The organism is Actinoallomurus acanthiterrae, from assembly GCF_054775715.1.
Map to the genome: position 1 here is coordinate 11,422,657 of NZ_BAAHCO010000001.1, position 21,210 is coordinate 11,443,866.

Consider the following 21,210-nt stretch of genomic DNA (forward strand, 5'->3'; position numbering starts at 1 on the left):
CATCGGTGAGCCGCGCGCACCGATCGGTGAGAACAACGATCTCGTTCCGGCTCGCCGCACACCCGATCGTTGGATTATGCGATCTGCCAACGAGCTGTACGACTACAGTCCCATCACCGAGCGTTCTCCGATCAGCTGGCCCGGCGGCGCCAGAGTCGCCGTCTACATCGGACTCAACGTCGAGCACTTCCTGATCGACCGCCCCTCCACCAGCATCTGGCCCGGGACCGCCGAACTGGTTCCCGACGCGCTCAACTACGGCTGGCGTGACTACGGCCCCCGTGTCGGCATCTGGCGCGTCCTCGACAGCCTGGACCGCCACGGTATCCGGGCCAGTGTGCTGCTGAACTCCGACGTCGTCCACCACTACCCGCAGATCATCAAGGCCGGTATGGAGCGGGACTGGGCGTGGCTCGCGCACGGGCGGACCAACTCGATCCTGCACACCGGCATGACACGCGACGAGGAACACGCCCTGCTCTCCGAGGTCGTCGGCACCATCGCCGAGGCGACCGGCCGGCGGCCGCGCGGCTGGATGGGACCGGGACTGACCGAGACGTTCGACACCCCGGCCCTGCTCGCCGAGCTCGGCCTGACGTACGTGCTGGACTGGACCAACGACGACCAGCCCTTCCCGCTGAACGTGCCCGGGATGATCAGTGTCCCGTACACCGTGGAGCTCAACGACCTGGGCCTCTTCGGCAAGGGCACCACCGGGCCGGAGTTCGTGCAGGTCGTGCGGGACCAGTACGAGCAGCTGCGTGCGGACTCGGAGCACAGCGGCCGGGTGATGGCGCTGGCGCTGCACCCGTTCGTGATCGGCCAGGCGTTCCGCGCGAAGTACCTCGACCAGGCGCTGGCCTACCTCGCCGCACAGCCCGACGTGTGGCTGACCACCAGCGACGAGATCGCCGAGCACTACCGGAACACGATGCCCCAGCGCGCCTGACGAGTTCTCGTGCCCGGCGCCACCTGACATGCGCGAGGCCCCGCGCGTGTCGCGCGGGACCTCGGTTCCTGCCTGGAACGGCGCTCCGACGTTCGGCCGGTTCTAGCGATCACCGGGTGACCGTCGTCAGCAGCACTGGCTAGTAGCCGTAGCCATATCCTCCGTAGCCGTAGCCATATCCTCCGTAGCCGTAGCCGTAGCCCCAGCCGCCGGTACGGATCCCGCTGAGCATGTGCCCGGCGACGTCGTGGTGAGATGCGGTGACGCCGGCACCGTGAGGTGCCGCCGTGACCTGCGCGCCGGCGGGTACGGCCGCGCCCAGGCCGAGGGCCGTCGTTCCGGCAAGGGCCGCTCCTGAGGTGGCAAGAGCCATCCACTTCCGAATTCTCATCGAACACACCTCTTTGCTTAATCAATGGATAGGGCGGTTGCACACGATCGGAAATCAACCGATATGCCGTGCCATCCACACTCCAGACGACATCGCATGACTCCCCGAATCAACCCCATGGCTTCTAAAGAATGAGGTTTCACCGTCGCTTGGTGGAAAACGAGCGTAGATTTTGGCCGCCTTCGCGCGGAGGCCACGCGCAGCGGCGCTCGACGGCCCCTGAGCCGACCGTCCTTCGACACGGCCCCAGGGGCCTGACACGCGCGAGGCCCCGCGCGTGTCGCGCGGGACCCCTGCCTCCTGGAACGACGCTCAGTAGGTGTAGGCGTGACGGTGACGGGAACTCTGATAGCCGTATTGGTAGCCGTGACGGGGACGGTGGTAACCGTAGCCGTAGCCGTAGCCATGGCGGCCGCGGTGGCGGCCGTAGCCGTAACCGTAACCGTAGCCGCCGTCGGTACGGATCCCGCTGAACGCGGTACTGGCACGGTGAGGCGCTGCGGTGACCTGCGCGCCGGCGGGTACGGCGGCGCCCAGGCCGAGGGCCATCGTTCCGACGAAGGCCGCTCCTGAGGCGGCAAGAGCCATCCGCTTCTGAATTCTCATCGAACACACCTTCTTTGCTCGATCACCGGATAAGGCGGTTGCACATGATCGGAAATTAACCGACATAATGCGCTATACGCTCCACCCGACATCGCATTACCCTTCAAGTCAACGAAATAATCCCTATAGAAATAAAGCTTTTCCGTTGCTTGATGGAACCATTGCGCGGCGGAGGATCCGGTTCGGACACGCTCGATCATCGATAACGTTCTCGCAGCAGGGAGCCGAACTCCTCCCGGCGGTTGCGGCGGGGGAACGGCTCGTCCGGCACCGGCTTGCCGAGAAATTCACACAGCGGCTCCCACCCTTGAGCCACTTCGAAGACCAGTAGCCTGTCCGCGGGCAGTCGGCCACGTACCGCCTCGACATGGTCGTTGAAGATTCGCAACGAGCGATCGCGATCCGTGAAACGCCCCTCGAACAGTCCGTCCCACACCACCTCGCGGGACATCGCCCGCAGCTCGGCCAGGACGGGCGAGGCGAGAGGCGAGTCGTCCATCGCGGCGCGGTGGATGGTGCCGAGGACGCTGTCGTACCAGCATTCGGGGTCGCGGGTGGTGAGGATGACCTTCGCCGCCGGATAGTGCTCGGCCAACTCGCGCCAGAACCGGGCGCCCGGCCAGTCCACGGTCGAGCGGTATCCGCGATAGACCTCGTCCCAGTCCACGGACTCGCCGCGGGCCGCTTTCCGCCACAGCCGGATCTCATCCTGCTTCTCGAACAGCCCGAGCATGTGATGGCAGGGGGCGAACCCGAGCCGTTCCAGCGCCATCTTCAGCGAAAGCGTGCCGGTACGGCCGAAACCGGCGCCGATGACCTCGAGCATGGAAGCTCCTTTCCACAAAGAAACTTCAGGCGCCGCGCAGAAGGACGGCCCAGACCGTCGCTCCCGGCCCGAACGCCAGGGCGACGCCGTGTTCTCCCGGCGCGAGCGGGCGGGAATCCTGGAGGTGTTTAAGTACGCAGATGACGGCCGGTCCGGCGGTGTTGCCGTACTCCCGCATCACCGCGCGCGAGGCGTCCGTCGAGCCCGCCGGCAGTGCCAGTTCTTCGGCCACCCGGTCGATGATCCGGCGTCCTCCGGGGTGCAGCGCCCACCACCGTACGTCCGCGCGTGAGAGGCCGCGCCGGGTGAGCAGGCGGTCGGTCGGGCCGGCCACGGCCGCCGCGGTGACGTCGGGCATGGTCGGGGCGAGGCGGATGCGCATCCCGCGATCGCCGACGTGGACCTGCAGGTCGTCGGCGAACTCGGGCACGTAGAGCGTCTCGGTGTCGAGGATGTCCAGTCCCCTGACGTGCTCTGTTCCAGGGCGCACGACGACCGCGGCGGCGCCGTCCCCGAAGAGCGTGAGCACCACGGCCTGTTCCTTGTCGTACGGCGGTGGCGCGAGGTACGGCGAGAAGAGATCCGTACAGAGGAGCACCCCCGGGCGGCCATGAACCTCGACCCAGTTGCGGACCGTGGACAGCGCGGGCAGCGCGGCGTAGCAGCCCATCGGGCCGAGCGACTGGAACTCGGTGCCGGGCCGCATTCCCACCTCGTGGATCAGCGCGTCCAAGCCCGGCGCGGAGTGCGTTGTGGTGGTGGCCGTGACCAGGACGCCGACTTCGTCGGGGCGCAGGCCGTCACCGGCCAGCGCCTGCCGGACCGCCTCTCGCCCGAGCGCCCGGGCCACCGTCAGGCTGACCTGCATCCGGCGGGCGGTCCCCCAGCCACGAGGATCATCGGCGAACGGGTTGACCGCCATCCCCTTCGTCTCTATCGCCGAGTTGCGGACGATCTCCGCGACGTTGTCGCCGCCGGCGTCGCCCGGCGAAGAACTCGGCGAACTCCTCCATCCGGACCAGGGGCGGGGCGGTGAACGCGATTCTGGTGATCCGCGCGGTGGGCATAACGGCCTCCAGTGGTGCCGGGGAGACCAAGCGATCTCCTCGAGCCGGTCGATGCGTTCGGCCAGGCCGATCAGCAGCCGTCTTCTCCCGGCCGCGCCACCGTCCGGGGGGGCCCGCCACGAGCGCCGGTGCCGAGCACCGCGCCGTCGGCGTCCAGCGCCTGGATCTGGACGTACGGCGCCGAAGCCGAGGTGCCGGGGAGCGCGATGGCCGTGTCCAGTCCGTTCCACGCCGCCTCGGCGACCGGTCTCGCGGCGTTCGGTGCCGGACCGGCGAGGACGCGCCAGTGAGCGACGCCCGTCGCGCCGTTCCAGACCGCGTGCACGGTGCTGCCCCGAGTGATCACGGTCGGTGGTGTGCACGGTCGGCCGTTCCACGGCGTCCGGTACATCCGGTACGAGATCTGGCCCCTGGGCAGCGACGCGTCGAACAATCGGCTTCCGTCGGGGCCGTACTCCGAGATCCGGCCGACCGAGCCCCAGCCGACCGCGGTGTCGCCGTTCGGCAGACCCTGCGCGCCGCCTTGGATTTTGACGGACCGGTGCTGGGGCTGGACGATCTGCCGGACGAGCGTGGCGGTCCTGCGCCCGGGATGGATCTTGATCCAGGCGACACGCGCCCCGTGCCGGTCCTTGAGGGTTCCGTTGTCGAAGATCCTGATCAGGTTCTTACCGACCCAGTGCGCGTCGTGTTGCCCACAGAACCGCGCGCCCGGTCCGAGCCGGAATGTGCTGTCGCGCCCGCCCAGCCTCCAGATGATTCGCCCGGTCCGCCGGTCGACCTTGTAGATGGTGCACGTGTTCATGGCCGAGATGAGCAGGTTGCCGTCGCGGTCCTCCTCGATCGAGTTGAGGTGGAGGTAGTCGTACGGACGGGGCTCTCGCGAATCGATCTTGGGATCGTAATTCTCGCTGATCGGTATGTGATCCAGGCTGCTCCAGCGCCACAGGATCTTGCCGGTCGCCACGTCGACCTCCTTGAGGATCCCGTCGCGGATGAGGTCGTTTCTGGTGCCACCGATCGAGGTCAGATTCATTCGCAGATTCCGGGCATCGATGAGCAGCGCGGTGTTCCTCGGAGTGAGCTGAATCTCGTGCGGGCTTTCGATGTGCTTGATCGTGGCGATGACGCGGTAGTGCGTATCGGCGATGTACGCCGCGCCGCGGTAATCGAACGCCTTGCTCAGAAGGGTGCCCTGAAACCAGGTCAGCACCGGCTGTCCGCGGTAGCGCTGGACGCGCAGGTCGGTCGCGAATTTTCCGGGCGGGACCGGCCTGAACCACACCGGACGGCCCTGCCCGTCGAGGATCTCGTTACCGTCCCGCGGCGCGGGTGGCAGGCTTTGCGGAGTTATCAATATCATGCCCGGCGCCGTCCCCGGCCGATTCCGCAGAATGTGGAGCTTGGGTGCGATCGGAAGGGACCGGCCCCCGGTGTCGGCGTCCGCCAATACGGCATGCGGTGACCCGGCATCAATCGCCGTCAGACCGAGCATGGACAAGGTCACCGCCCCGCCGAGCAGCAGAACGGGCAGTCGCGGCGTCTTACAACTCATGAATTCCCCGGATGAATACCTCCCCGGGCGAATCCGCCAGGAAACCCCGCCAGTATCCACCTAAATGATATTTGGCGAGAGCGAAGGACCCAGTGACGAATCAATTACTCAAATAGCACCAAGTACACCCCGACCCCTGCCCGCGAAGATCGAGAGCTCACTCCGCTGACCCCCGCCGTGACTATCGGTCGGGGCGGGATCAAGCTCTCAAATCCACCCAAAGGTCATGAAAAGGCGCTACTGTCCCCGCACCCCCGCCGCATGGGCCTGTGCCACAGGCTCCTCCGGTATCGCAAGGAGTGCCCGATGACGAACCCGTCGCCATCCCAGGACCCGCTCGCCGGGTCCCGGATCCCGCTGTACGGACCGGAGTTCCAGCGGAAGTCCGCGGATCTGTATGCCGAGATGCGGCGCGCGCACGGCCCGGTGGCGCCGGTCCTGCTCGACGGTGACGTGCCCGCCTGGCTGGTGCTGGGCTACCGCGAGGTGCAGTACGTCACGGGCAATCCGCAGATCTTCGGACGCGACCCACGGCGCTGGAACGCCTGGGATCGGGTCCCGGCCGACTGGCCGCTGCTCCCGCTCATCGGCTATCAGCCCACCATGATGTTCACCGAGGGCGGCGAGCACGAGCGGCGTTCCGGGGCGCTCGAGGCCGCGCTCGCCGATGTCGACCAGTTCACCCTGCGGACGGAGGCCCAGCAGGTCGCCGATCGGCTCATCGACACGTTCGCCGGGACCGGTGAGGCCGACCTGATCGCTCAGTACGCCGATGGGGTGCCGCTGCCCGTCGTGACCCGGATGATCGGCGTGCCGGAGGCGGAGACCGCCGACCTGGTCCGGGAGGTCTACACGACGCACGCCGCGGGCGAGGGCGCGAACGAGGCCTACGGGCGCGTCCGTGAGACGGTGCGGCGACTGGTGAGCTCCAGACGGGAGAACCCCGCCTCCGATGTCACATCACGGCTGCTGGCCCACCCGGCCGGGCTCACCGACGAGGAGATCGCCGAGGATCTGCTCCACCTGATGAACGCCGGGCAGCTGCCCACCGCGTACTGGATCGGCAACACCCTGCGGCTGATGCTCACCGACGACCGCTTCGGGATGACCCTGTTCGGTGGACGCCGGAGCGTCGGCCAGGCGCTCAACGAGGTGCTCTGGGAGGACACGCCGACCCAGAACTTCCCGGGCCGGTTCGCCGCCTGCGACGTCCAGCTCGGCGGTCGGCAGCTCCGCAAGGGCGACCTGCTCATCCTCGGCCTGGCCGCGGCCAACCACGACCCGCTCGTACGGATGGACCCCCTGACCTCGATCGGCAACCAGGCGTACATGTCGTTCAGCCATGGCCCGCACCGGTGCCCGTACGCGGCCCAGCAGATCGCCGAGGTCATCGCCGAGGCAGCGATCGAGGTCCTGCTCGACCGGCTCCCGGACGTCTTCCTCACGGTGCGGACCGACGCGCTGACCTGGCGGCCGTCGCCGTTGTTCCGCGGCCTGTCGGCGCTCCCGGTGAGGTTCACCCCGGCCTGACGACTGGGATCAGGAGAGGGATGCGGCTGCTGTGGGATGGTAGGTTATAGGTCGATCACTAACCTAGGAGTCGATATGACAGCCGAGGAAGACGACGCCAACCGCCGCGCCGCCGCCCAGCACACCGTGACCGAGCATCTGCGCCTTACCGCCGCAGGACGCACCGACGAATGGGTGACGCTGTTCGCCCCGGACGCGGTGCTCGAGTTCCCGTTCGCGCCTGCGCGTGCCCCGACGGGTAACGGGACGAGACGCACTGTTCGCACACATGAGCAACTTTCCCGAGACCTTTGACGTGGAGTTCGTCGACCTGGTGTTCCACGAGACGGTCGATCCGAGTCTCGTGATCGCCGAATTCCGCTCGAAGGGCACGGCGCTGCCGACCGGCAAGCCGTACGAGCAGACGTGCGTCTCCGTCGTCCGGACCGATGACGACGCGCGCATCACCCACTACCTGGACTACTGGAACCCGCTGGTGGCGATCGAGGCACTCACACCACACGACGTACCGTCCGACCCCGACCTCAGCGTGACTTTTGGAGGCTGAGGAGGAGCCGTGCTTGACTGACGCCCATGCCTGCCGCCGGTACCAGCACGAAGAGCGACGAACGACGTCGGGCCATCGTGGCCGCCGCGATCGATTGCTTCGGGCGGAAGGGTTTCTACGGAACGACGACGCACGAGATAGCCGAGTGGGTCGGCATCTCTCAGCCGTACCTCTACCGCCTGTACCCGAACAAGGAAGCACTGTTCGCGGCGGCGGTCGACCACGTGTCCGTCGTGATGACCGAAACCCTGGTCGCGCACGTGCCGGCGTCGGGTGGGGCCGGACCGGACTCCGAGGCGGCGTTGGATGCGGCGCGCGGCGCCTACGCCGCGCTCGTCGCGGACCGGACCATCCTGCGTTTCCTCATGCATGCGAACTGTGCCGCCGGCGAGCCGCTGGTAGGGCAGGCCGTGCGTCGGTGCTACGCCAAGCAGGTTGACACCGTTCGGCAGCTGCTGGGCGACGACGACGCCGTGCGGCGCTGGTTCGGCGCCGGAATGCTCGACAACGTGGTCGCCGTGCTGGGTCTGGCCGACATCGATGAGCCGTGGGCGCACGTCCTCACCGCTCGATGACCCGACATCGGGAGGATATGCCCGCGCCGATCGACCCGGCGGGCCCGCCACGAGCCCTGAAAGCCACCGAACCGATGCTCACACGTGTTCGAGAGCGCGTTCCTCGGGGCGTGCCCGCGGCGGGGTCGGGCGGCGGCGGCCGGGGAACCACCAGTTGGCGTGGCCGAGGAGGCTCATCAACGCCGGGACCAGGACGAGGCGGACGACCGTGGCGTCCACGGCGACCGCGGCGGCCAGGCCGAGGCCCATCATCTTGACCATCGAGTCCGGCTGCGGCAGGAAGCTCAGGAACACGCAGATCATGATGAGCGCGGCCGAGGTGATGAGCCGGGCGGTCGAGGCGATGCCGGTGACGACGCTGCCGTGCGGGTCGCCGGTGCGGAGGTACTCCTCGCGGATGCGGGACAGCAGGAAGACCTCGTAGTCCATCGACAGGCCGAACAGCAGCGCGAACATGAACAGCGGCACGAACGACACGATCGGCGTCGGCTGGTCGAGGCCGATCAGGTCGATGCCCCAGCCCCACTGGAAGACGGCCACCACCACGCCGTACGCCGCGCCGATGGACAGCATGTTCATCACCGCGGCCTTGATCGGCACGATGATCGAGCGGAACGCGATGACGAGCAGCACCAGCGCGACCGCGACGACGACGATCATGACGTATGGCATGCGCTGCTTGACGATGGTCGCCATGTCGATGATCGCCGGCGACTCTCCGCCCAGGTAGGCGCGTGCTCCCGGATGGCGGGCCACGGCCGGCGGGATCACCGACGCCCGCAGCCGCCGTACGAGGTCGGCGGTCGCGGCGGCCTGCGGCGGCGTGGTGGGCGCGACCTTGATCGTGACGCTGTCACCGATGACGACCGGGGCCTCGACCGAGGCGACGCCGGGCACCTTCTGAAAATCGCGCCGCAGGTCATCGCCCAGGCGGCGGGCCTCCGGGTTCGGCGTCGGCTTGTCGTTCGGGCTGACGGCCAGCCGTCCGCCCGGCTCCTGGCGCAGGGCCGTCCAGCCCTTGGCGGTCTTGGTGTTCTCCTCCGCCTGCGGCGGAAGCTCGGGGCTCGGGACGGTGGCGACGACCACGAACGGGCTGTACCAACCGGGGCCGAACTCCTTCGCCGTCACGTCGTACGCGCGGCGGGCGCTGGCGGAGTGCGGCAGTGTGCTGTCGGACATGATGCCGAAGCGCAGGCTGAGCACCGGTAGCGCGAGGAAGAGCAGCACGAGCGTCGCCACGATCGCGTACGGCCAGGCGTGCCGGTCGACGTGGCGGCCCCAGCGCTCCCAGCGGTGCGTCGAGCGGTCGGGCCGGATGCGGGGCAGCTGGTAACGGTCGATGTTCGTGCCGAGGGCGCCGAGCACGGCGGGAAGCAGGGTGAGGGCCGCCGTGACCATGAAGGCCACGGCCGTCGCCGTCGCGAGTCCGATGATGCCGACGAACGTGATGCCGGAGAACCACAGGCCGCAGATCGCGAACAGGACCGTGCCGCCCGCGAACACGACGGCGTGTCCGGAGGTCGCCAGCGCCTGGCCGACCGACTCCTCCACACCCATGCCCTCGGCGAGCTGCTGCCGGTGGCGGGTGACGACGAACAGCGCGTAGTCGATGCCCGCGCCCAGGCCGAGCATGGCCGCGACCATGGGCGCGGTCGGGTGGACCTGCCAGATCGACGCGCCGACGTGGATGAGGGAGTACGCCACCGCCATCGCGCACAGGGACACGACGATCGGCACGCCGGCCGCGAGGAACGATCCGAAGGCGGCCAGCAGCACTCCGAGGGCGAGGACGACGCCGATGCCCTCCTTGGGACCCGCCTTCGGCTGGTTGAGGATCGTCGTGACGATGCCGCCGAACTCCACGTCGACGCCGGCCTGCCGGGCCGGCTCGTCGCCTCTTCGAGGGCGTGCAGGTCGGCCAGGGAAAGGTCGCGGGCGGTGCCCTTGAAATGCGCGACGGCGACGACGGCGTTCGCGCCCTTGGCGCCGCCGGTGCCGCCGTAGGGGTTCTCCGCCATGGCGACGCGGGGCAGCGCCCCGACCTGCTGGATGGCCTTGCCGACCTGGAGCGCGACGCGCCAGTCGGACAGCGACACGCCCCGCTGCGGATGGAAGACGATCGTGGCCGTCGGCCCGGTGACCTCGGCGAAGTTCGTGCGGAGCAGGTCGATGGAGCGCTGGGTCTCGGTGCCGGGGAGGCGGTCCTGCTGGACGAAGGTGCCGCCCCGGACCGCTCCGAGGACTCCGGCGCCGACCGCGACGGTGAGCCAGACCAGGATCACCCACCGCGCGTGGCGGGCACAGAACCGCCCCAGTCTCCCCAGAATCCCCGACATATCCCCCAGAACAGCACGAGAAGTGAAACTTTGCAACGCCTGCAAAGTCGCAGTGAGTGTATATATTGGTGAGATGGATCACATGGGCCTGCGGGAGCGGAAGAAACTCCAGACCAGGCGGGCGATCGCGGGTGCCGCCCTCCGTCTGTTCGCCGAGCGCGGCTACGAGGAGACGACGATCGCGGACATCGCCGAGGCCGCCGACGTGTCCCCACGGACGTTCTTCAGCTACTTCCCGTCCAAGGAGGACGTCGTCTTCGCGGAGATCGACGAACGCCTGACCGAGGTGTGGGAAGGCGTCGCGCGTCGGCCCGCGGGCGAGACTCCCCTGGAGTCCATGCGCCGCATCGTGTTCGAGATGATCGAAGCGCTCGCCACCGCGCACGGGGAGTACGGCGCGATCCAGGTCCAGCTCATCCTCGAGCGTCCCTCCCTGCAGGCGAGGGCCCTCAAACGGATGAACGACACCGAACAGCACATCGTCGAACGGCTGACCGAGCTCTGCCCCGACATCGACGAGATCGACGCCATCGTGATCGCCGGTGCGCTCGTCGGCGGCATGAACGCCGTCATCGCCCACTGCCGCACCCAGGGATACGCCCCGGAGGCGACCCGTACGGCGGTCGACCGCGCCCTTGCCATCGTCGAGCACGGCCTCGGCTCCGTCCCCGCCCTCACCCGCCCGGTGCCGTGAACCGCTGACACTTCGGCGCATTGGAAATCCATCTAATGCATTGCCGTGCCCGAGCGCGTCGAACAGTGTGACAGCTGAAACGCTCACGGTGAGCGGGAAGTCGCCCGAGCCGATCAAATGTCCCAGCCCGGTCCCACGTCCGTCCCGGGACAGACTCGAACGCCGTTGCCGGCCGCTGGACAACTGAAGTATTCCCACAGTTCACAGCGGTGTCCCGTCTCGTCAACGCCCCCTTCGAACGGATTCGAACAGGGTCGAACAGCCTCAGTCTTGCCCTACGCCGCGGCGCTTCTATAGATCTAGTGGCGTCGACCGGACAAGGGCTCAATATCGACGCGGAGGGCTGTCAATGTTGCGGATCCACTTCGAACCTGAGGATCTCGCCCGCACCACCGTTGCCCCATCGGCGGACGTGCTCTGGGAAATCCTGCTGAGTCTGCACGCGCTCCAGGAACGCAACGAGGAAATCGCGTTGGACGGATGGCGGCGGCGCACCCGTCCCCTGATGCCACAATCGCTTTCCCCGCTATTCGAGCTCGCGCCACCGCATGGCTACTCTGCCGACTTCATCACCCCGACGCGCGGAACGGCCACCCTGCACGAGGGACTGCAGAAGGTCCTGGCCACCACCCCGGATCGGCTGGCCCGCGACTTCACCGAATTCGCGCGGCACGGCCGCAAGCCCTACATCGCGCAGTCGCTCGACGCCAGGGCGGCCGTCCGGCGGGTGGCCCACGACCTGCAGAGGTTCTTCACCCTCGCGCTGGCGCCCCACTGGCGGCAGATCACCCGCGACATCGAGGCCGAGCGCTCACGGCTCGTCCAGACGCTGGCCGACCACGGCGTGGAACGCGCCTTGCGTGCGCTCCACCCGTACGCGCGCTGGGAGCATCCGGTGCTTCTCATCGACGACTACGTCGACCAGGAGGTCGCCCTGAACGGACGCGGCCTCGTCCTCCTCCCGTCGTTCTTCTGCCGGCACCACCCGATGACTCTCCGGGATCCCGACCTGCCGCCCCTGCTCGTCTTCCCCGTCAGCCGACGCTCGTGGCTGGAGAAGGTCGACGCCGACGACGCGACCCGCGGAGAGCCCCTGGAAGGACTGCTCGGCCGCACGCGGACCACCGTGCTCAAGACGAGCATGGCCGGCTGCAGTACGTCGGACATCGCCAAGGCCGCAGGCATCTCCCCCGCCTCGGTGAGCCACCACACCAAGGTGCTCCGGGAGGCCGGCCTCATCACCACCCGACGTGACGGCTACTCCGTCTGCCACCAGATCACGGACCTGGGACTCACCCTGCTCACGTCAAGCTCGGGGGCGCTCGCCGGGCAGCACCCCGTGCTACCCGAAGGGTTGAACCGGCAGGCGATGTGACCTGCCTCCGAGCGACGGGAACGGCCGATGGCCTCGGCGGGACACGCCGCCGAGGCCATCGAGGGGGAAGGGCTCAGAAGACCTTCTTGTAGCGGTAGGCGGTCCAGCCGTGGCCGCCGCGCGGCTTGTCCGTCGAGAAGTAGTAGATCTTGTGCTTGACCGGCGTCGAGCCGAAGTCGTACGCCCAGTACGCGGTGTGCGCCTTGTTGGCCCACTTCTCGAAGATGCGGACGTGGCCGGCCGCGCCGCCGGTGCCCGCGCCGAGGATGCCCGTGTAGTCGCCCATCTTCATGCTCTTGCGGCTGATCTTCGTCCCGACGCCGGGCAGCGTGACGGTGCTGAGGCTGCTCGAGAGGTGAAGGGCCATCGAGACGTAGCCGGAGCAGTCGGTGCGGTACCGCCTGCCCTGCGGGTCGCGGTACGAGCCCTGCCAGTTGTACTTGATGTGGGCCCGGTTCTTGTACCAGTAGGCCGCACGCTGAATGACCTCCGCGCGGGAGATCTTGCCGCCGACCTTGCTGGCCTGCGCGGACACCTGACCGGCGGACGCCGGAGCGGTCGACGTCGCGGCGTCGGCCGTGGTGCCGGTGGCGACGAGTGCGGCCGAAGCGATCGAGGCCGCGCCGAGCAACCCCACGATCTGCTTACGCATTGATTCCTCCTCTGGAATCTCCATGGGCCCGGGCGCCGCCGGTTCCAGATAGCCGAAAATGGATTTCGGCTTTCATGAAAACCGTCCGCGCACCGGAATGCCGTGCGTCACAGACTCTGGCAATCACCGGCAGTAGCGGCAAGGCTTTAGATTGTGGCCGAAAACAGACATGACGCCTCACCGTCGAGCGCGTAGAGTCCAACAAGCCGCTTGATCCGGTGGCACCCGGTAAGTTCACGTGTGTGTCTTTGGAGAGTTCCGCCCCGGATCCTCACGACGCGCATACGGCTGCGGTTTTCGTCGCGCAGCTGCGGCGGCTCAAAGCCTGGTCCGGCCTGACCTATCGCCAGCTGGAGAAAGAAGCGGCAAAGCACGGATACGCCCTGCCGCACAGCACGATCGCCTCGGCTCTCAAACGTGAGTCGCTCCCTCGGGAAGAGCTGGTCAAGGGATTTGTTTCGGCGTGCGGCTGTCCCGGCGAGACGGTCGCGGCGTGGGTGGAGGTCCGCCGTGCCCTCGCCGTCGGCGCGCATTCCCCCTCCCGCTTCACGGCGGGGCCGCCGCCACTCGCCAACGACGTGGGGCCATCTCCGGCCGCACCCGATGCCCCCGCCGAGGACACCGCCCGGCCGCCCGGCGAAGCGCCGGCAGCCGCCTCTGACGGCGCCGCCCGGCCCTCAGAGGCACCGTCGGCCGCCTCTAACGGCACCGCCCGGCCCCCAGAGGCATCGTCAGCGGCTCCTGCCGACGCCCCGCCGCCGCGTCCGACCACGCACCCGGAGGCGGCCGGCCCGAACCGGCGCGCGTACGGCCCCTTCAGCCGCTCCCGGCGTGCCGGATTGCTGGCCCGCGCCGGTGTGCTGGCCCCGATCCTCCTCGTCCTGTTCGCGGTGAGCGCGGCGTCGCGCGCGATACCGGACGAGCCGCCCCGTCCCGCCCGCGTCGGCACCGGTGCCGCCGTGCCACCGCCGCCGACGCCGGTCGGCTGGTGGCGATTCGAGGAGACCGGCGGGCGGACCGCGCTGGACGCCTCCGGCCACGGCATGAACCTGCGGATCAGCGGCGACGCCACCCGTACGACGGCACCGCCCGGCCACGCGCTCAGCCTCGGCGGGAACGGTCACGCGGTCGCCGACGGTCCCGTCATCCGCACCGACGCGCCCTTCACGATCACGGCGTGGGTTCTCCTGCAGAACACCCGTGATTCCGGCACGGTGGTCGCCGTGCATCATGCGGGTGCCGCGCCCGACGTGGTCCTGCTCGCCTACGACGCCGAGCACGCCGACTGGGCGTTCATGATCCCCGACCGCGGCACGGGATGGGCGAACGGCGACGACACCGCCTTCGGCGGCAGCCGCCCCGCCCCCGGACGGTGGACCCATCTCGCCGCGGTCTTCGATCCCGCCGACCGGCGGATCTGCCTCTACGTCAACGGGGAACGCAGCTCCTGCCGGAACCGTACGACCATCACCCGCGCGAGCGGCCCGCTCGACATCGGCCGCGCCCTGTTCAAGGGCTCGCTGATCGACGGCTGGCAGGGCGCCGTCGACGACGTCCGCGTGTTCAGCGTGCCCCTGTCGCGAAGACAGGTCCGGCAGGTCGCCGCCCAACGATCCTGACGCACACCGACGGAGCCCCGCGTACGGCCACGGACCTCCGGTGAAACCCGACGGTGGAACTCTCGCGCAACGGGCTACGGCCGGGCAACGGTTCAGACCGTGGTCGAATGCCTGGGGAATGTCGTGCGGCGACCGCTCAGTCGAGGATCTTGATGCGGACGCGCCGGAAGCCCCGGCCCTTGTTCTCGATCTTGGCGACCTGGAGACGGCCGACCTGCCGGGTGGACGCGACGTGAGTCCCGCCGTCGGCCTGGGTGTCCAGCCCGACGATGTCGACGATGCGGACGTCCTCCACCTCCGGCGGCACCAGGTTGGTCGCCGTCCGGATGATGTCGGGGATCGCGAACGCCTCGGCGCGCGGCAGGGACTTGACGTCGATGCGCCGGTCCGCCTGGATCTCGGTGTTGCAGGCGGCCTCGACGGCCTCCTTGAAACCGGCCGGGACCTCGGGGAGGTTGAAGTCCATGCGGGCGAGCCCGGGCTCCATGTTGCCGCCCGTGACGAGACATCCGTAGTCGCGGAAGACGACGCCGCACAGGATGTGCAGCCCGGAGTGGGTCCGCATCAGGCTCGTCCGCCGCTCGTCCTCGACCGCACCGCGCACGGCCGTGCCGGCCGGCGGAACCGGGTCGTCCTCGTGGGGAAGGAGGTGGAGATCGTCGCCCTTGCGGACGCCGACGATCCGCGTCTGCACACCCTGCCAGAGCAAAACCCCGTGATCCGGCGGCTGGCCGCCTCCACCCGGATAAAATGCCGATCGGTCGAGGACGATCCCCCCGGGTCCCGAGTCGAGCACGACCGCTTCCCATTCGCGCAGCGTCTGGTCGGTCAGCTCAAGCCGCTGCGTCCGGTGCGTCGTCGTCATGGAGATCAGCTTAGGACGTCCGTTCGGGCGCCGACCTCAAGGAGCGGGATTGAGACGACGCGCCGTACGCCGCGTCGCCGCGGCCGTCGCTCTCCTCTCGCTCGCGGGCTGCGGCGGTACGGAGCGCCGGGCGCGAGCGGAGAGCCCGTCCCGCGCGCCGAAACGGCACGCGGCGCAGGCGCCCGTCGTCATGTTCCTGGGTGACAGCTACACCGCGGGCAAGGTGGGGCAGACGCCGGAGCAGACGTACGCCGCCGAGACCGCCCGGACCCTGGGCTGGCAGGTCATCATCGGCGGCTATCGGAAGACCGGGTTCATCGCCAAGGGCCAGATCGGCAAAGACTTCGCGCGGTTGTTCACCGAGCAGCTCGCCTGGCGCCCGGCACCCGACCTGGTGATCGTCTCTGGCGGCCACAACGACCGGCGGCATCCGGCGGCGGACGTCGGCGAGGCGGCCCAGGGGCTGCTGGGCACGGTGCACCAGCGCTGGGCGACGGCGCGGCTCCTGCTCATCGGCCCGATGTGGGGCGGCGGCGCCCCGCCCAAGGAGGTCACCGCCATCCGGGACGCCCTGGGCAATGTGGCCGCGGAGTCGAAGGTGCCGTACATCGATCCGCTGAGCGAACAGTGGATCACCGGGGACCGCGCCAAGGGCACCGGCAACGCGCCGCAGTACATCCTGCCCGACGGCACCCACCCCACCGCCGCGGGCGCCCGTCACATCGCCGACCGGCTCGTCGCCGACCTTCGCAGGCTCAAACTCGACCGGCCCTGACGGGCCGGCGGCTCACCAGGGGCCGTACGGGCCCGAGGAGGACGAGCCGCCACGCCCGTACTGCCGCACGGCGGGCCGCACGTCGGCGAGGTAGACGGCGGCGGCGATGAAGCCGATGACCGGCAGCATCTGGATGATCGTGACGAACCTGACCGCCCCGGCCAGGCCGAACAACAGCGCGACGCCAAGGATGATCAGCCACAGCTGTTTCGTGAGCTTCCCCGCGGCCGAGTAGGCCCCCGCCGGCCGTCGCACGGCGTCGACGAACGCCCAGACCTCGACGATGAAGGCGGCGATGGCCACGACCCAGAAAAGATTGCCGACAAAACTCTGGGCTGGACCTAGCACGATCAACCCCCTGTACCAGGGCGGCGTCGTACGAGCGCCGCGTCGAATGTCACCACGTACGGCCCCAGCGTATGCGTTCCGCTGCGGTCATGCCGATGGTCGCGGCCGGAAATGCGGGAGCCCGGGCGGATACGTCCGCCCAGGCTCCCGGTACACGCGCGCTGCCGACGGTCAGTTGCCGACCTTCTTGGAAGCGTCGCTCGCGGCCTTGCCGGCCGCCTTGGTGGTCTCCTTGGCGGAGCCGGCGGCCGTCTTGGCCTTGCGGGTCGTGGACTTGGCGGACTCTTCCAGCTGCTGCGTGGACTTCTGCCGCTCGACCCGGCTCACGATCTTCTTCCCGCGCTCGGCGAGCTCGTCGACGACCTCGGCGGCCCGGCCGCCGACCCGCGCCGCGTAGCCGAGCGCGACGCCGCCCAGGTCCTTCGGGTCCGTCCGCTCCTGCAGGCGGTTGATCCGCTCCGGCACCTCGCGGATCTTCTCGACCGCGAGGTCGCCGGCGCCCGCGGCGACGTAGAAGGCCTTGGAGTCGCGCAGCTTCTCGGTGATGTTCGGCATGTCTAGGTTTCACCCTTCATTCGATGAGGTGGCTTCGGTGGCGGCTTTCCCGCTGGACTCGTTCTCCCGGCGGAACGACTCGTAGATGTCGAGCAGCACCTGCTTCTGACGTTCCGACAGGTCCGCGTCCGCCCTGATCGCGGCCTGGACGTCCGTGTCGGCCTCTCGCTCGTCGAGGATCCCTGCTTGCACGTACAGGGCTTCGGCGGAGATGCGCAGACCCTTGGCGATCTGCTGCAGGATCTCCGCGCTCGGCTTGCGCAGCCCACGCTCGATCTGGCTGAGGTAGGGGTTCGAAACGCCCGTGACCTCGGCCAGCTGGCGCAGCGAGACCTTGGCCCGCTTGCGCTGCTCTCGGATGTACTCCCCGATGGAGCCGACTTTGGAAGTCGCCATGTCTCCACTGTGCGCCGCCGTGCTTGCTATTGCAAGCGCAGCTGCAAGCACTTCGCGGTGAAACGAGTCACATCGCGTCTGGCGTCGAGCGGAACAGGACGAGGCGAACTGTTGACATGCATTGCATGCAATGCATACTAAGAACGGTCCACGTCGCGTTGATACTGGTGAGAGGGGGAAGCGGTGCCGGATCCTCTACAGCTGATGGTGCTGGCCGTGGCGGGCTTCCTGTCCGGCGCGGTGAACGGGGTCATCGGCGGCGGCTCCCTGATCTCGTTCCCGGCACTGCTGGCCATGGGCTACCCGCCGGTGGCCGCCAACGTCACCAGCGCGCTGACGACCCTGCCCGGCTATGTGGGCGGGCTCGTCGGCTACCGCGACGAACTGGCCGTCGTCCGTGGTCGCGTCATCCGGCTCGCGTGGGTGACCGTCGCGGGCGCGGCGTGCGGTTCGGTCCTCCTGCTCAGCGTGCCGGCGAAGCGTTTCACCGCCGTCGTCCCGTACCTCGTCCTCGCGTCCGTCATCGCCCTGGCCCTGCAGGGGGTGCTGGCGCGGCGGCTCGCGCGGGCCAGGGCGGCCGAGGGAGGCCGCGGTCTCTTCGTCGCCCAGTTCGCGGTCTCGGTGTACGGCGGTTACTTCGCCGCGGGACTGGGCGTGATGATGCTCGCGATCCTGGGGGCCTTCGTGGCCGAGGACCTGCACCGCCTCAACGCCGTCAAGGGTGCCCTGTCGCTGGTCGTCGGCCTGGTCTCGGCCCTGTGCTTCGCGGTGTTCGGCCCCGTGCAGTGGGGGCCCGTCGCGGTCATGTCACTCGCCGGTCTGGCCGGCGGCCGCAGCGGCGTGGTCCTCGCCCGGCGCGTGCCCTCGCGCCACCTCCGCCGGCTCGTCGTCGCCGTCGGCCTGATCCTGTCCACCGCCTTCTTCTTGAGGTGATCATGCTCCCGGAGCGAACCGACTTCATCATCGCGGGTACCCATCTCGTCTCCATGGATCCGGCCGTCGGGGACATCCCGTGCGCCGACGTCCTCATTCGCGACGGTGCGATCGTCCACGCCGGCCCCCATGACGCGGGCCGCGAGCACGGCGACGTGCGGGTCATCGACGGGGCCGGAACGGTGACACTGCCCGGCTTCGTGGACACGCACTGGCACCTGTGGAACTCGCTGTTGCGCGGCACGGTCGGCGACGGGCCCGGCAGGGACTACTTCACGGTCAAGCGAGCGCTCGGCGCGCACCTGGACGTGGAGGACTTCTACTGGGCGGCCCGCTTCGGACTGGCCGAGGCGATCCACGGCGGCATCACCACGGTGCACAACTTCGACCACAACGTTCGCGGACCGCAGGACGCCGACGCCAACGTCCAGGCCCACCTCGACTCCGGCCTGCGGGGGCGCTTCTCCTACGGCCCGCCCGACTCAGCCTCACCGGACACCCCGAACGACCTCACGGACCTGTCCGCGCTGCGGGAGCGCTGGCCCGGCTCTCGTCTCGACGGACGGCTGGACTTCGGCATCGCCGTACGCGGGCCCTACCGAACACCTCCGGAGGTGTACGAACGCGAGTGGGCCACGGCGCGCTCGCTCGGCCTGCCGATCACCATGCACTGCGACCGGTGCATGCGTGAGGAGGGCTGCCGGAGCTGCGGCCTGACCCGCCTCGAAGACCTCGGGCTGCTCGGCGAGGACGTGCAGATCGTCCACGCCGTGCACGCGAGCGAGCAGGACATCCGGGCGCTGGCCCGCACCGGGACCCGCGTGTCGCTGAGCCCGATGACCGAGCTGCGGACGATGGGGTTCCCGCTGGTGACCGAGCTGCTCGACGCGGGCGTACCGGTGTCGCTGTCCCTGGACACGCTGGCCATGCCCACCAGCGCGGACATCCTCGGGCACCTCCGCGCGATCATCTCGGTCGAGGCGGCCCGCACCGGCTCCGGCACCGTCACACCACGCCGGCTGCTCCAGATGGCGACGATCGACGGCGCGCGGGATCTCGGGCTGCAGGACGTCATCGGCTCCGTCACCCCGGGCAAGCGCGCGGACCTCGTGCTCCTGCGCACCTCGGACGTCAACCTGGTGCCCTCGGGCGACCCGGTCGAGGCGCTGGTGTACACGGGCCAGATCGACAACATCGACACCGTCGTCGCCGACGGACGCATCCTCAGACAGCGTGGCGAGCCCGTGGCCTTCGACGGCGAGCAGGATCCCGTCACCACGGCCACGGTACGGCGCGACGCCCTGCTGCGCAGGGCCGCCGCGGCCGGCGACTGGACCCCGGCGGCGACCGGTCGCACCGAAGGCGACCGATGATGAACGCCACCCGAACGCTGCCTCGCTCGAGGGCGACCCTGGCCCCGCCCGCCGCTGTGGTCATGTTCGGCCTGCTCCTGCTGGCCTACGCCGTCAACGCCATGGATCGCATGGTCTTCCCGGTGCTCCTCGTCGAGGTACGCGCCGAGTACAGGTTCAGCATCGAGGCCGCCGGCCTGCAGTCCACCGTGTTCGCGCTCGGAATGGGCCTGGCGGGCCTGCCCGCCGGGCGGATCCAGGTCCTGCTCGGGCGCAAGTGGACGATCGTCACCGGGACCCTCGTGTTCTCGGCCGCCACCGCCCTGACCGTGGCCTCGACCGGGTTCGTGGACATGCTGCTGTGGCGTGTCCTGTCCGGGCTCGGGGAGGCGCTCCAGCTGGCCGCGATCATCACGGTGGCGTCCAGCGCCTTCTCGACCCGCCGCGGGGTCGCGATCGGCAGCATCAACGTGGCCTTCGCCGCCGGGTCGGTCGTCGGCCCGGCCTTCGGCAGCAGTCTGCTCGACGGGTACGGCACGTGGCGGGCACCGATGCTCGCCTACGCCGCCCTCGGCGTCGCCCTCGCGATCGTCATCGTGGTGCTGGTCTCGCCACGGCTCACCGAGGCCGACACGTCCGAGAACGCGGCCGCGCACATCGGTGGTGCGGGCACGCTCCTGTCCCGCAACCCTCTTCTGCTGGCCGTGATCACCATGCTCTTCGGCCTGACCGACTTCGCCTTCATCGGCCTGTACGCCAGCTATCTGCGCGAGCAGCTGGGCTTCGGCTCAGCCGGTGCCGGGTTCATCGTCGGGCTGTCCGGGCTGGCGGCGTTCGCCTCCCCGGCCGGCGGGCTCCTGGTCGACCGGTTCAGCCCCCGCGTCGTGCTTGCGACGCTGAACCTCGGGGTCGCCGCGTCCGGCTGCGCCCTCTTCCTCGGCCCCGGGTCCACCGCCTGGCAGGGGACGTTCTCGTTCCTGTTCGGGCTCTTCGCCAGCAGCGGCGTGTACGTGGCCGCGGCCGGCTACCTGGTGAAGTCCGTCGACCGCGACGGCGTCAGCCGCGCGGCCGGGCTGTTCGTCACCTGCATCTATGTCGCCGCCAGCGCCGCCGGGCTGCTGTTCAGCGGCCTGGTCTCGACCGTCGGCTGGACCGCGGCGGCCATGGTCCAGCTCGGCGGCTTCTCGGTGCTCGGCGCCGTCCTGGCCCTCGCCCTGCGCCCCCACACCTTCAGCACGATCGACACGTCCCAGGAGAACTGATC

The 21,210-nt window shown here is 69.2% G+C and carries 24 protein-coding genes; 13 read left to right on the forward strand and 11 right to left on the reverse strand.

Annotated elements, in window-relative coordinates:
• Positions 1-76: 76 nt before the first annotated feature.
• Complete coding sequence (locus ACYVF7_RS54015; protein ID WP_460355450.1) at positions 77-949, forward strand: polysaccharide deacetylase family protein; 873 nt, start codon at positions 77-79, stop codon at positions 947-949.
• A gap of 139 nt (positions 950-1,088) precedes the next feature.
• Here the strand turns inward: ACYVF7_RS54015 and ACYVF7_RS54020 are convergent, their stop codons facing one another.
• The 5 genes from ACYVF7_RS54020 to ACYVF7_RS54040 form a co-directional block, all read right to left on the reverse strand.
• Entirely contained in the window at positions 1,089-1,340 is a 252-nt protein-coding gene (locus ACYVF7_RS54020) for a hypothetical protein (RefSeq protein WP_460355453.1), read from the reverse strand.
• Between the two features lie 312 nt (positions 1,341-1,652).
• A complete protein-coding gene (locus ACYVF7_RS54025; RefSeq protein WP_460355456.1) occupies positions 1,653-1,946 on the reverse strand; it encodes a hypothetical protein in 294 nt (97 codons plus the stop codon).
• Positions 1,947-2,142: 196 nt separating this feature from the next.
• On the reverse strand, positions 2,143-2,772 hold the full coding sequence (locus ACYVF7_RS54030; RefSeq protein ID WP_460355457.1) for a sulfotransferase family protein: 630 nt from the start codon (positions 2,770-2,772) through the stop codon (positions 2,143-2,145).
• Between the two features lie 25 nt (positions 2,773-2,797).
• The gene (locus ACYVF7_RS54035; protein WP_460355459.1) at positions 2,798-3,694 is read right to left on the reverse strand and encodes a type III polyketide synthase; all 897 of its coding nucleotides are present in this window, start codon (positions 3,692-3,694) and stop codon (positions 2,798-2,800) included.
• A gap of 215 nt (positions 3,695-3,909) precedes the next feature.
• The gene (locus ACYVF7_RS54040) at positions 3,910-5,202 is read right to left on the reverse strand and encodes an arylsulfotransferase family protein (RefSeq protein ID WP_460355460.1); all 1,293 of its coding nucleotides are present in this window, start codon (positions 5,200-5,202) and stop codon (positions 3,910-3,912) included.
• 498 nt (positions 5,203-5,700) lie between these two features.
• Between ACYVF7_RS54040 and ACYVF7_RS54045 the strand changes: the two genes are divergently transcribed.
• The 4 genes from ACYVF7_RS54045 to ACYVF7_RS54060 all read left to right on the forward strand — a co-directional run bounded on the left by ACYVF7_RS54045 (position 5,701) and on the right by ACYVF7_RS54060 (position 8,046).
• The gene (locus tag ACYVF7_RS54045) at positions 5,701-6,924 is read left to right on the forward strand and encodes a cytochrome P450 (RefSeq protein WP_460355463.1); all 1,224 of its coding nucleotides are present in this window, start codon (positions 5,701-5,703) and stop codon (positions 6,922-6,924) included.
• 75 nt (positions 6,925-6,999) lie between these two features.
• Positions 7,000-7,218 (forward strand): hypothetical protein, encoded by a 219-nt coding sequence (locus tag ACYVF7_RS54050; protein WP_460355466.1) that lies wholly within the window; start codon positions 7,000-7,002, stop codon positions 7,216-7,218.
• A complete protein-coding gene (locus tag ACYVF7_RS54055) occupies positions 7,193-7,471 on the forward strand; it encodes a nuclear transport factor 2 family protein (RefSeq protein ID WP_460355469.1) in 279 nt (92 codons plus the stop codon). Before ACYVF7_RS54050 ends, ACYVF7_RS54055 begins: the two co-directional genes overlap by 26 nt.
• Positions 7,472-7,548: 77 nt before the next feature.
• Complete coding sequence (locus ACYVF7_RS54060) at positions 7,549-8,046, forward strand: TetR/AcrR family transcriptional regulator (RefSeq protein ID WP_460355471.1); 498 nt, start codon at positions 7,549-7,551, stop codon at positions 8,044-8,046.
• 78 nt (positions 8,047-8,124) lie between these two features.
• Here ACYVF7_RS54060 and ACYVF7_RS54065 read toward each other — a convergent pair whose 3' ends face one another.
• Positions 8,125-9,909, reverse strand: a complete 1,785-nt coding sequence (locus ACYVF7_RS54065) for an MMPL family transporter (RefSeq protein WP_460355473.1) — start codon at positions 9,907-9,909, stop codon at positions 8,125-8,127.
• A 44-nt stretch (positions 9,910-9,953) separates the two neighbouring features.
• Between ACYVF7_RS54065 and ACYVF7_RS54070 the strand changes: the two genes are divergently transcribed.
• From ACYVF7_RS54070 to ACYVF7_RS54080, 3 genes are all read left to right on the forward strand, one after another.
• Positions 9,954-10,454 (forward strand): hypothetical protein, encoded by a 501-nt coding sequence (locus tag ACYVF7_RS54070; RefSeq protein WP_460355474.1) that lies wholly within the window; start codon positions 9,954-9,956, stop codon positions 10,452-10,454.
• 1 nt (position 10,455) lies between these two features.
• Complete coding sequence (locus ACYVF7_RS54075; protein WP_460355478.1) at positions 10,456-11,076, forward strand: TetR/AcrR family transcriptional regulator; 621 nt, start codon at positions 10,456-10,458, stop codon at positions 11,074-11,076.
• Between the two features lie 349 nt (positions 11,077-11,425).
• Positions 11,426-12,451 (forward strand): DUF5937 family protein, encoded by a 1,026-nt coding sequence (locus tag ACYVF7_RS54080; protein ID WP_460355481.1) that lies wholly within the window; start codon positions 11,426-11,428, stop codon positions 12,449-12,451.
• Between the two features lie 73 nt (positions 12,452-12,524).
• Here the strand turns inward: ACYVF7_RS54080 and ACYVF7_RS54085 are convergent, their stop codons facing one another.
• Positions 12,525-13,103 carry a hypothetical protein gene (locus ACYVF7_RS54085; RefSeq protein ID WP_460355483.1) on the reverse strand — a complete coding sequence of 193 codons (579 nt, stop codon included), beginning with the start codon at positions 13,101-13,103 and terminating at the stop codon, positions 12,525-12,527.
• Between the two features lie 242 nt (positions 13,104-13,345).
• Here ACYVF7_RS54085 and ACYVF7_RS54090 point away from each other — a divergent pair, with 242 nt between their 5' ends.
• Entirely contained in the window at positions 13,346-14,722 is a 1,377-nt protein-coding gene (locus tag ACYVF7_RS54090; protein ID WP_460355484.1) for a LamG domain-containing protein, read from the forward strand.
• 136 nt (positions 14,723-14,858) lie between these two features.
• Here the strand turns inward: ACYVF7_RS54090 and ACYVF7_RS54095 are convergent, their stop codons facing one another.
• The gene (locus ACYVF7_RS54095) at positions 14,859-15,587 is read right to left on the reverse strand and encodes an alanyl-tRNA editing protein (RefSeq protein WP_460355487.1); all 729 of its coding nucleotides are present in this window, start codon (positions 15,585-15,587) and stop codon (positions 14,859-14,861) included.
• Positions 15,588-15,636: 49 nt separating this feature from the next.
• On the opposite strand from ACYVF7_RS54095, the gene ACYVF7_RS54100 reads away from it, so the two are divergent.
• Positions 15,637-16,362 carry an SGNH/GDSL hydrolase family protein gene (locus ACYVF7_RS54100; protein WP_460355489.1) on the forward strand — a complete coding sequence of 242 codons (726 nt, stop codon included), beginning with the start codon at positions 15,637-15,639 and terminating at the stop codon, positions 16,360-16,362.
• Between the two features lie 12 nt (positions 16,363-16,374).
• Here the strand turns inward: ACYVF7_RS54100 and ACYVF7_RS54105 are convergent, their stop codons facing one another.
• The 3 genes from ACYVF7_RS54105 to ACYVF7_RS54115 form a co-directional block, all read right to left on the reverse strand.
• Positions 16,375-16,710 carry a DUF2516 family protein gene (locus ACYVF7_RS54105; protein ID WP_460355491.1) on the reverse strand — a complete coding sequence of 112 codons (336 nt, stop codon included), beginning with the start codon at positions 16,708-16,710 and terminating at the stop codon, positions 16,375-16,377.
• Positions 16,711-16,881: 171 nt separating this feature from the next.
• Entirely contained in the window at positions 16,882-17,265 is a 384-nt protein-coding gene (locus ACYVF7_RS54110; RefSeq protein ID WP_460355494.1) for a hypothetical protein, read from the reverse strand.
• Between the two features lie 9 nt (positions 17,266-17,274).
• A complete protein-coding gene (locus ACYVF7_RS54115) occupies positions 17,275-17,661 on the reverse strand; it encodes a helix-turn-helix domain-containing protein (RefSeq protein ID WP_460355496.1) in 387 nt (128 codons plus the stop codon).
• 183 nt (positions 17,662-17,844) lie between these two features.
• Between ACYVF7_RS54115 and ACYVF7_RS54120 the strand changes: the two genes are divergently transcribed.
• From ACYVF7_RS54120 to ACYVF7_RS54130, 3 genes are read left to right on the forward strand one after another with little or no spacing between them, the layout of a single operon-like run.
• Positions 17,845-18,594, forward strand: coding sequence for a sulfite exporter TauE/SafE family protein (locus ACYVF7_RS54120; protein ID WP_460355498.1), 750 nt, complete (start codon positions 17,845-17,847; stop codon positions 18,592-18,594).
• A 2-nt stretch (positions 18,595-18,596) separates the two neighbouring features.
• Positions 18,597-19,967: an amidohydrolase family protein gene (locus ACYVF7_RS54125; RefSeq protein ID WP_460355500.1), complete on the forward strand. Its 1,371-nt coding sequence runs from the start codon at positions 18,597-18,599 to the stop codon at positions 19,965-19,967.
• Positions 19,964-21,208 carry an MFS transporter gene (locus ACYVF7_RS54130; protein WP_460355501.1) on the forward strand — a complete coding sequence of 415 codons (1,245 nt, stop codon included), beginning with the start codon at positions 19,964-19,966 and terminating at the stop codon, positions 21,206-21,208. The genes ACYVF7_RS54125 and ACYVF7_RS54130 overlap by 4 nt, the downstream gene beginning before the upstream one ends.
• Positions 21,209-21,210: the final 2 nt, after the last annotated feature.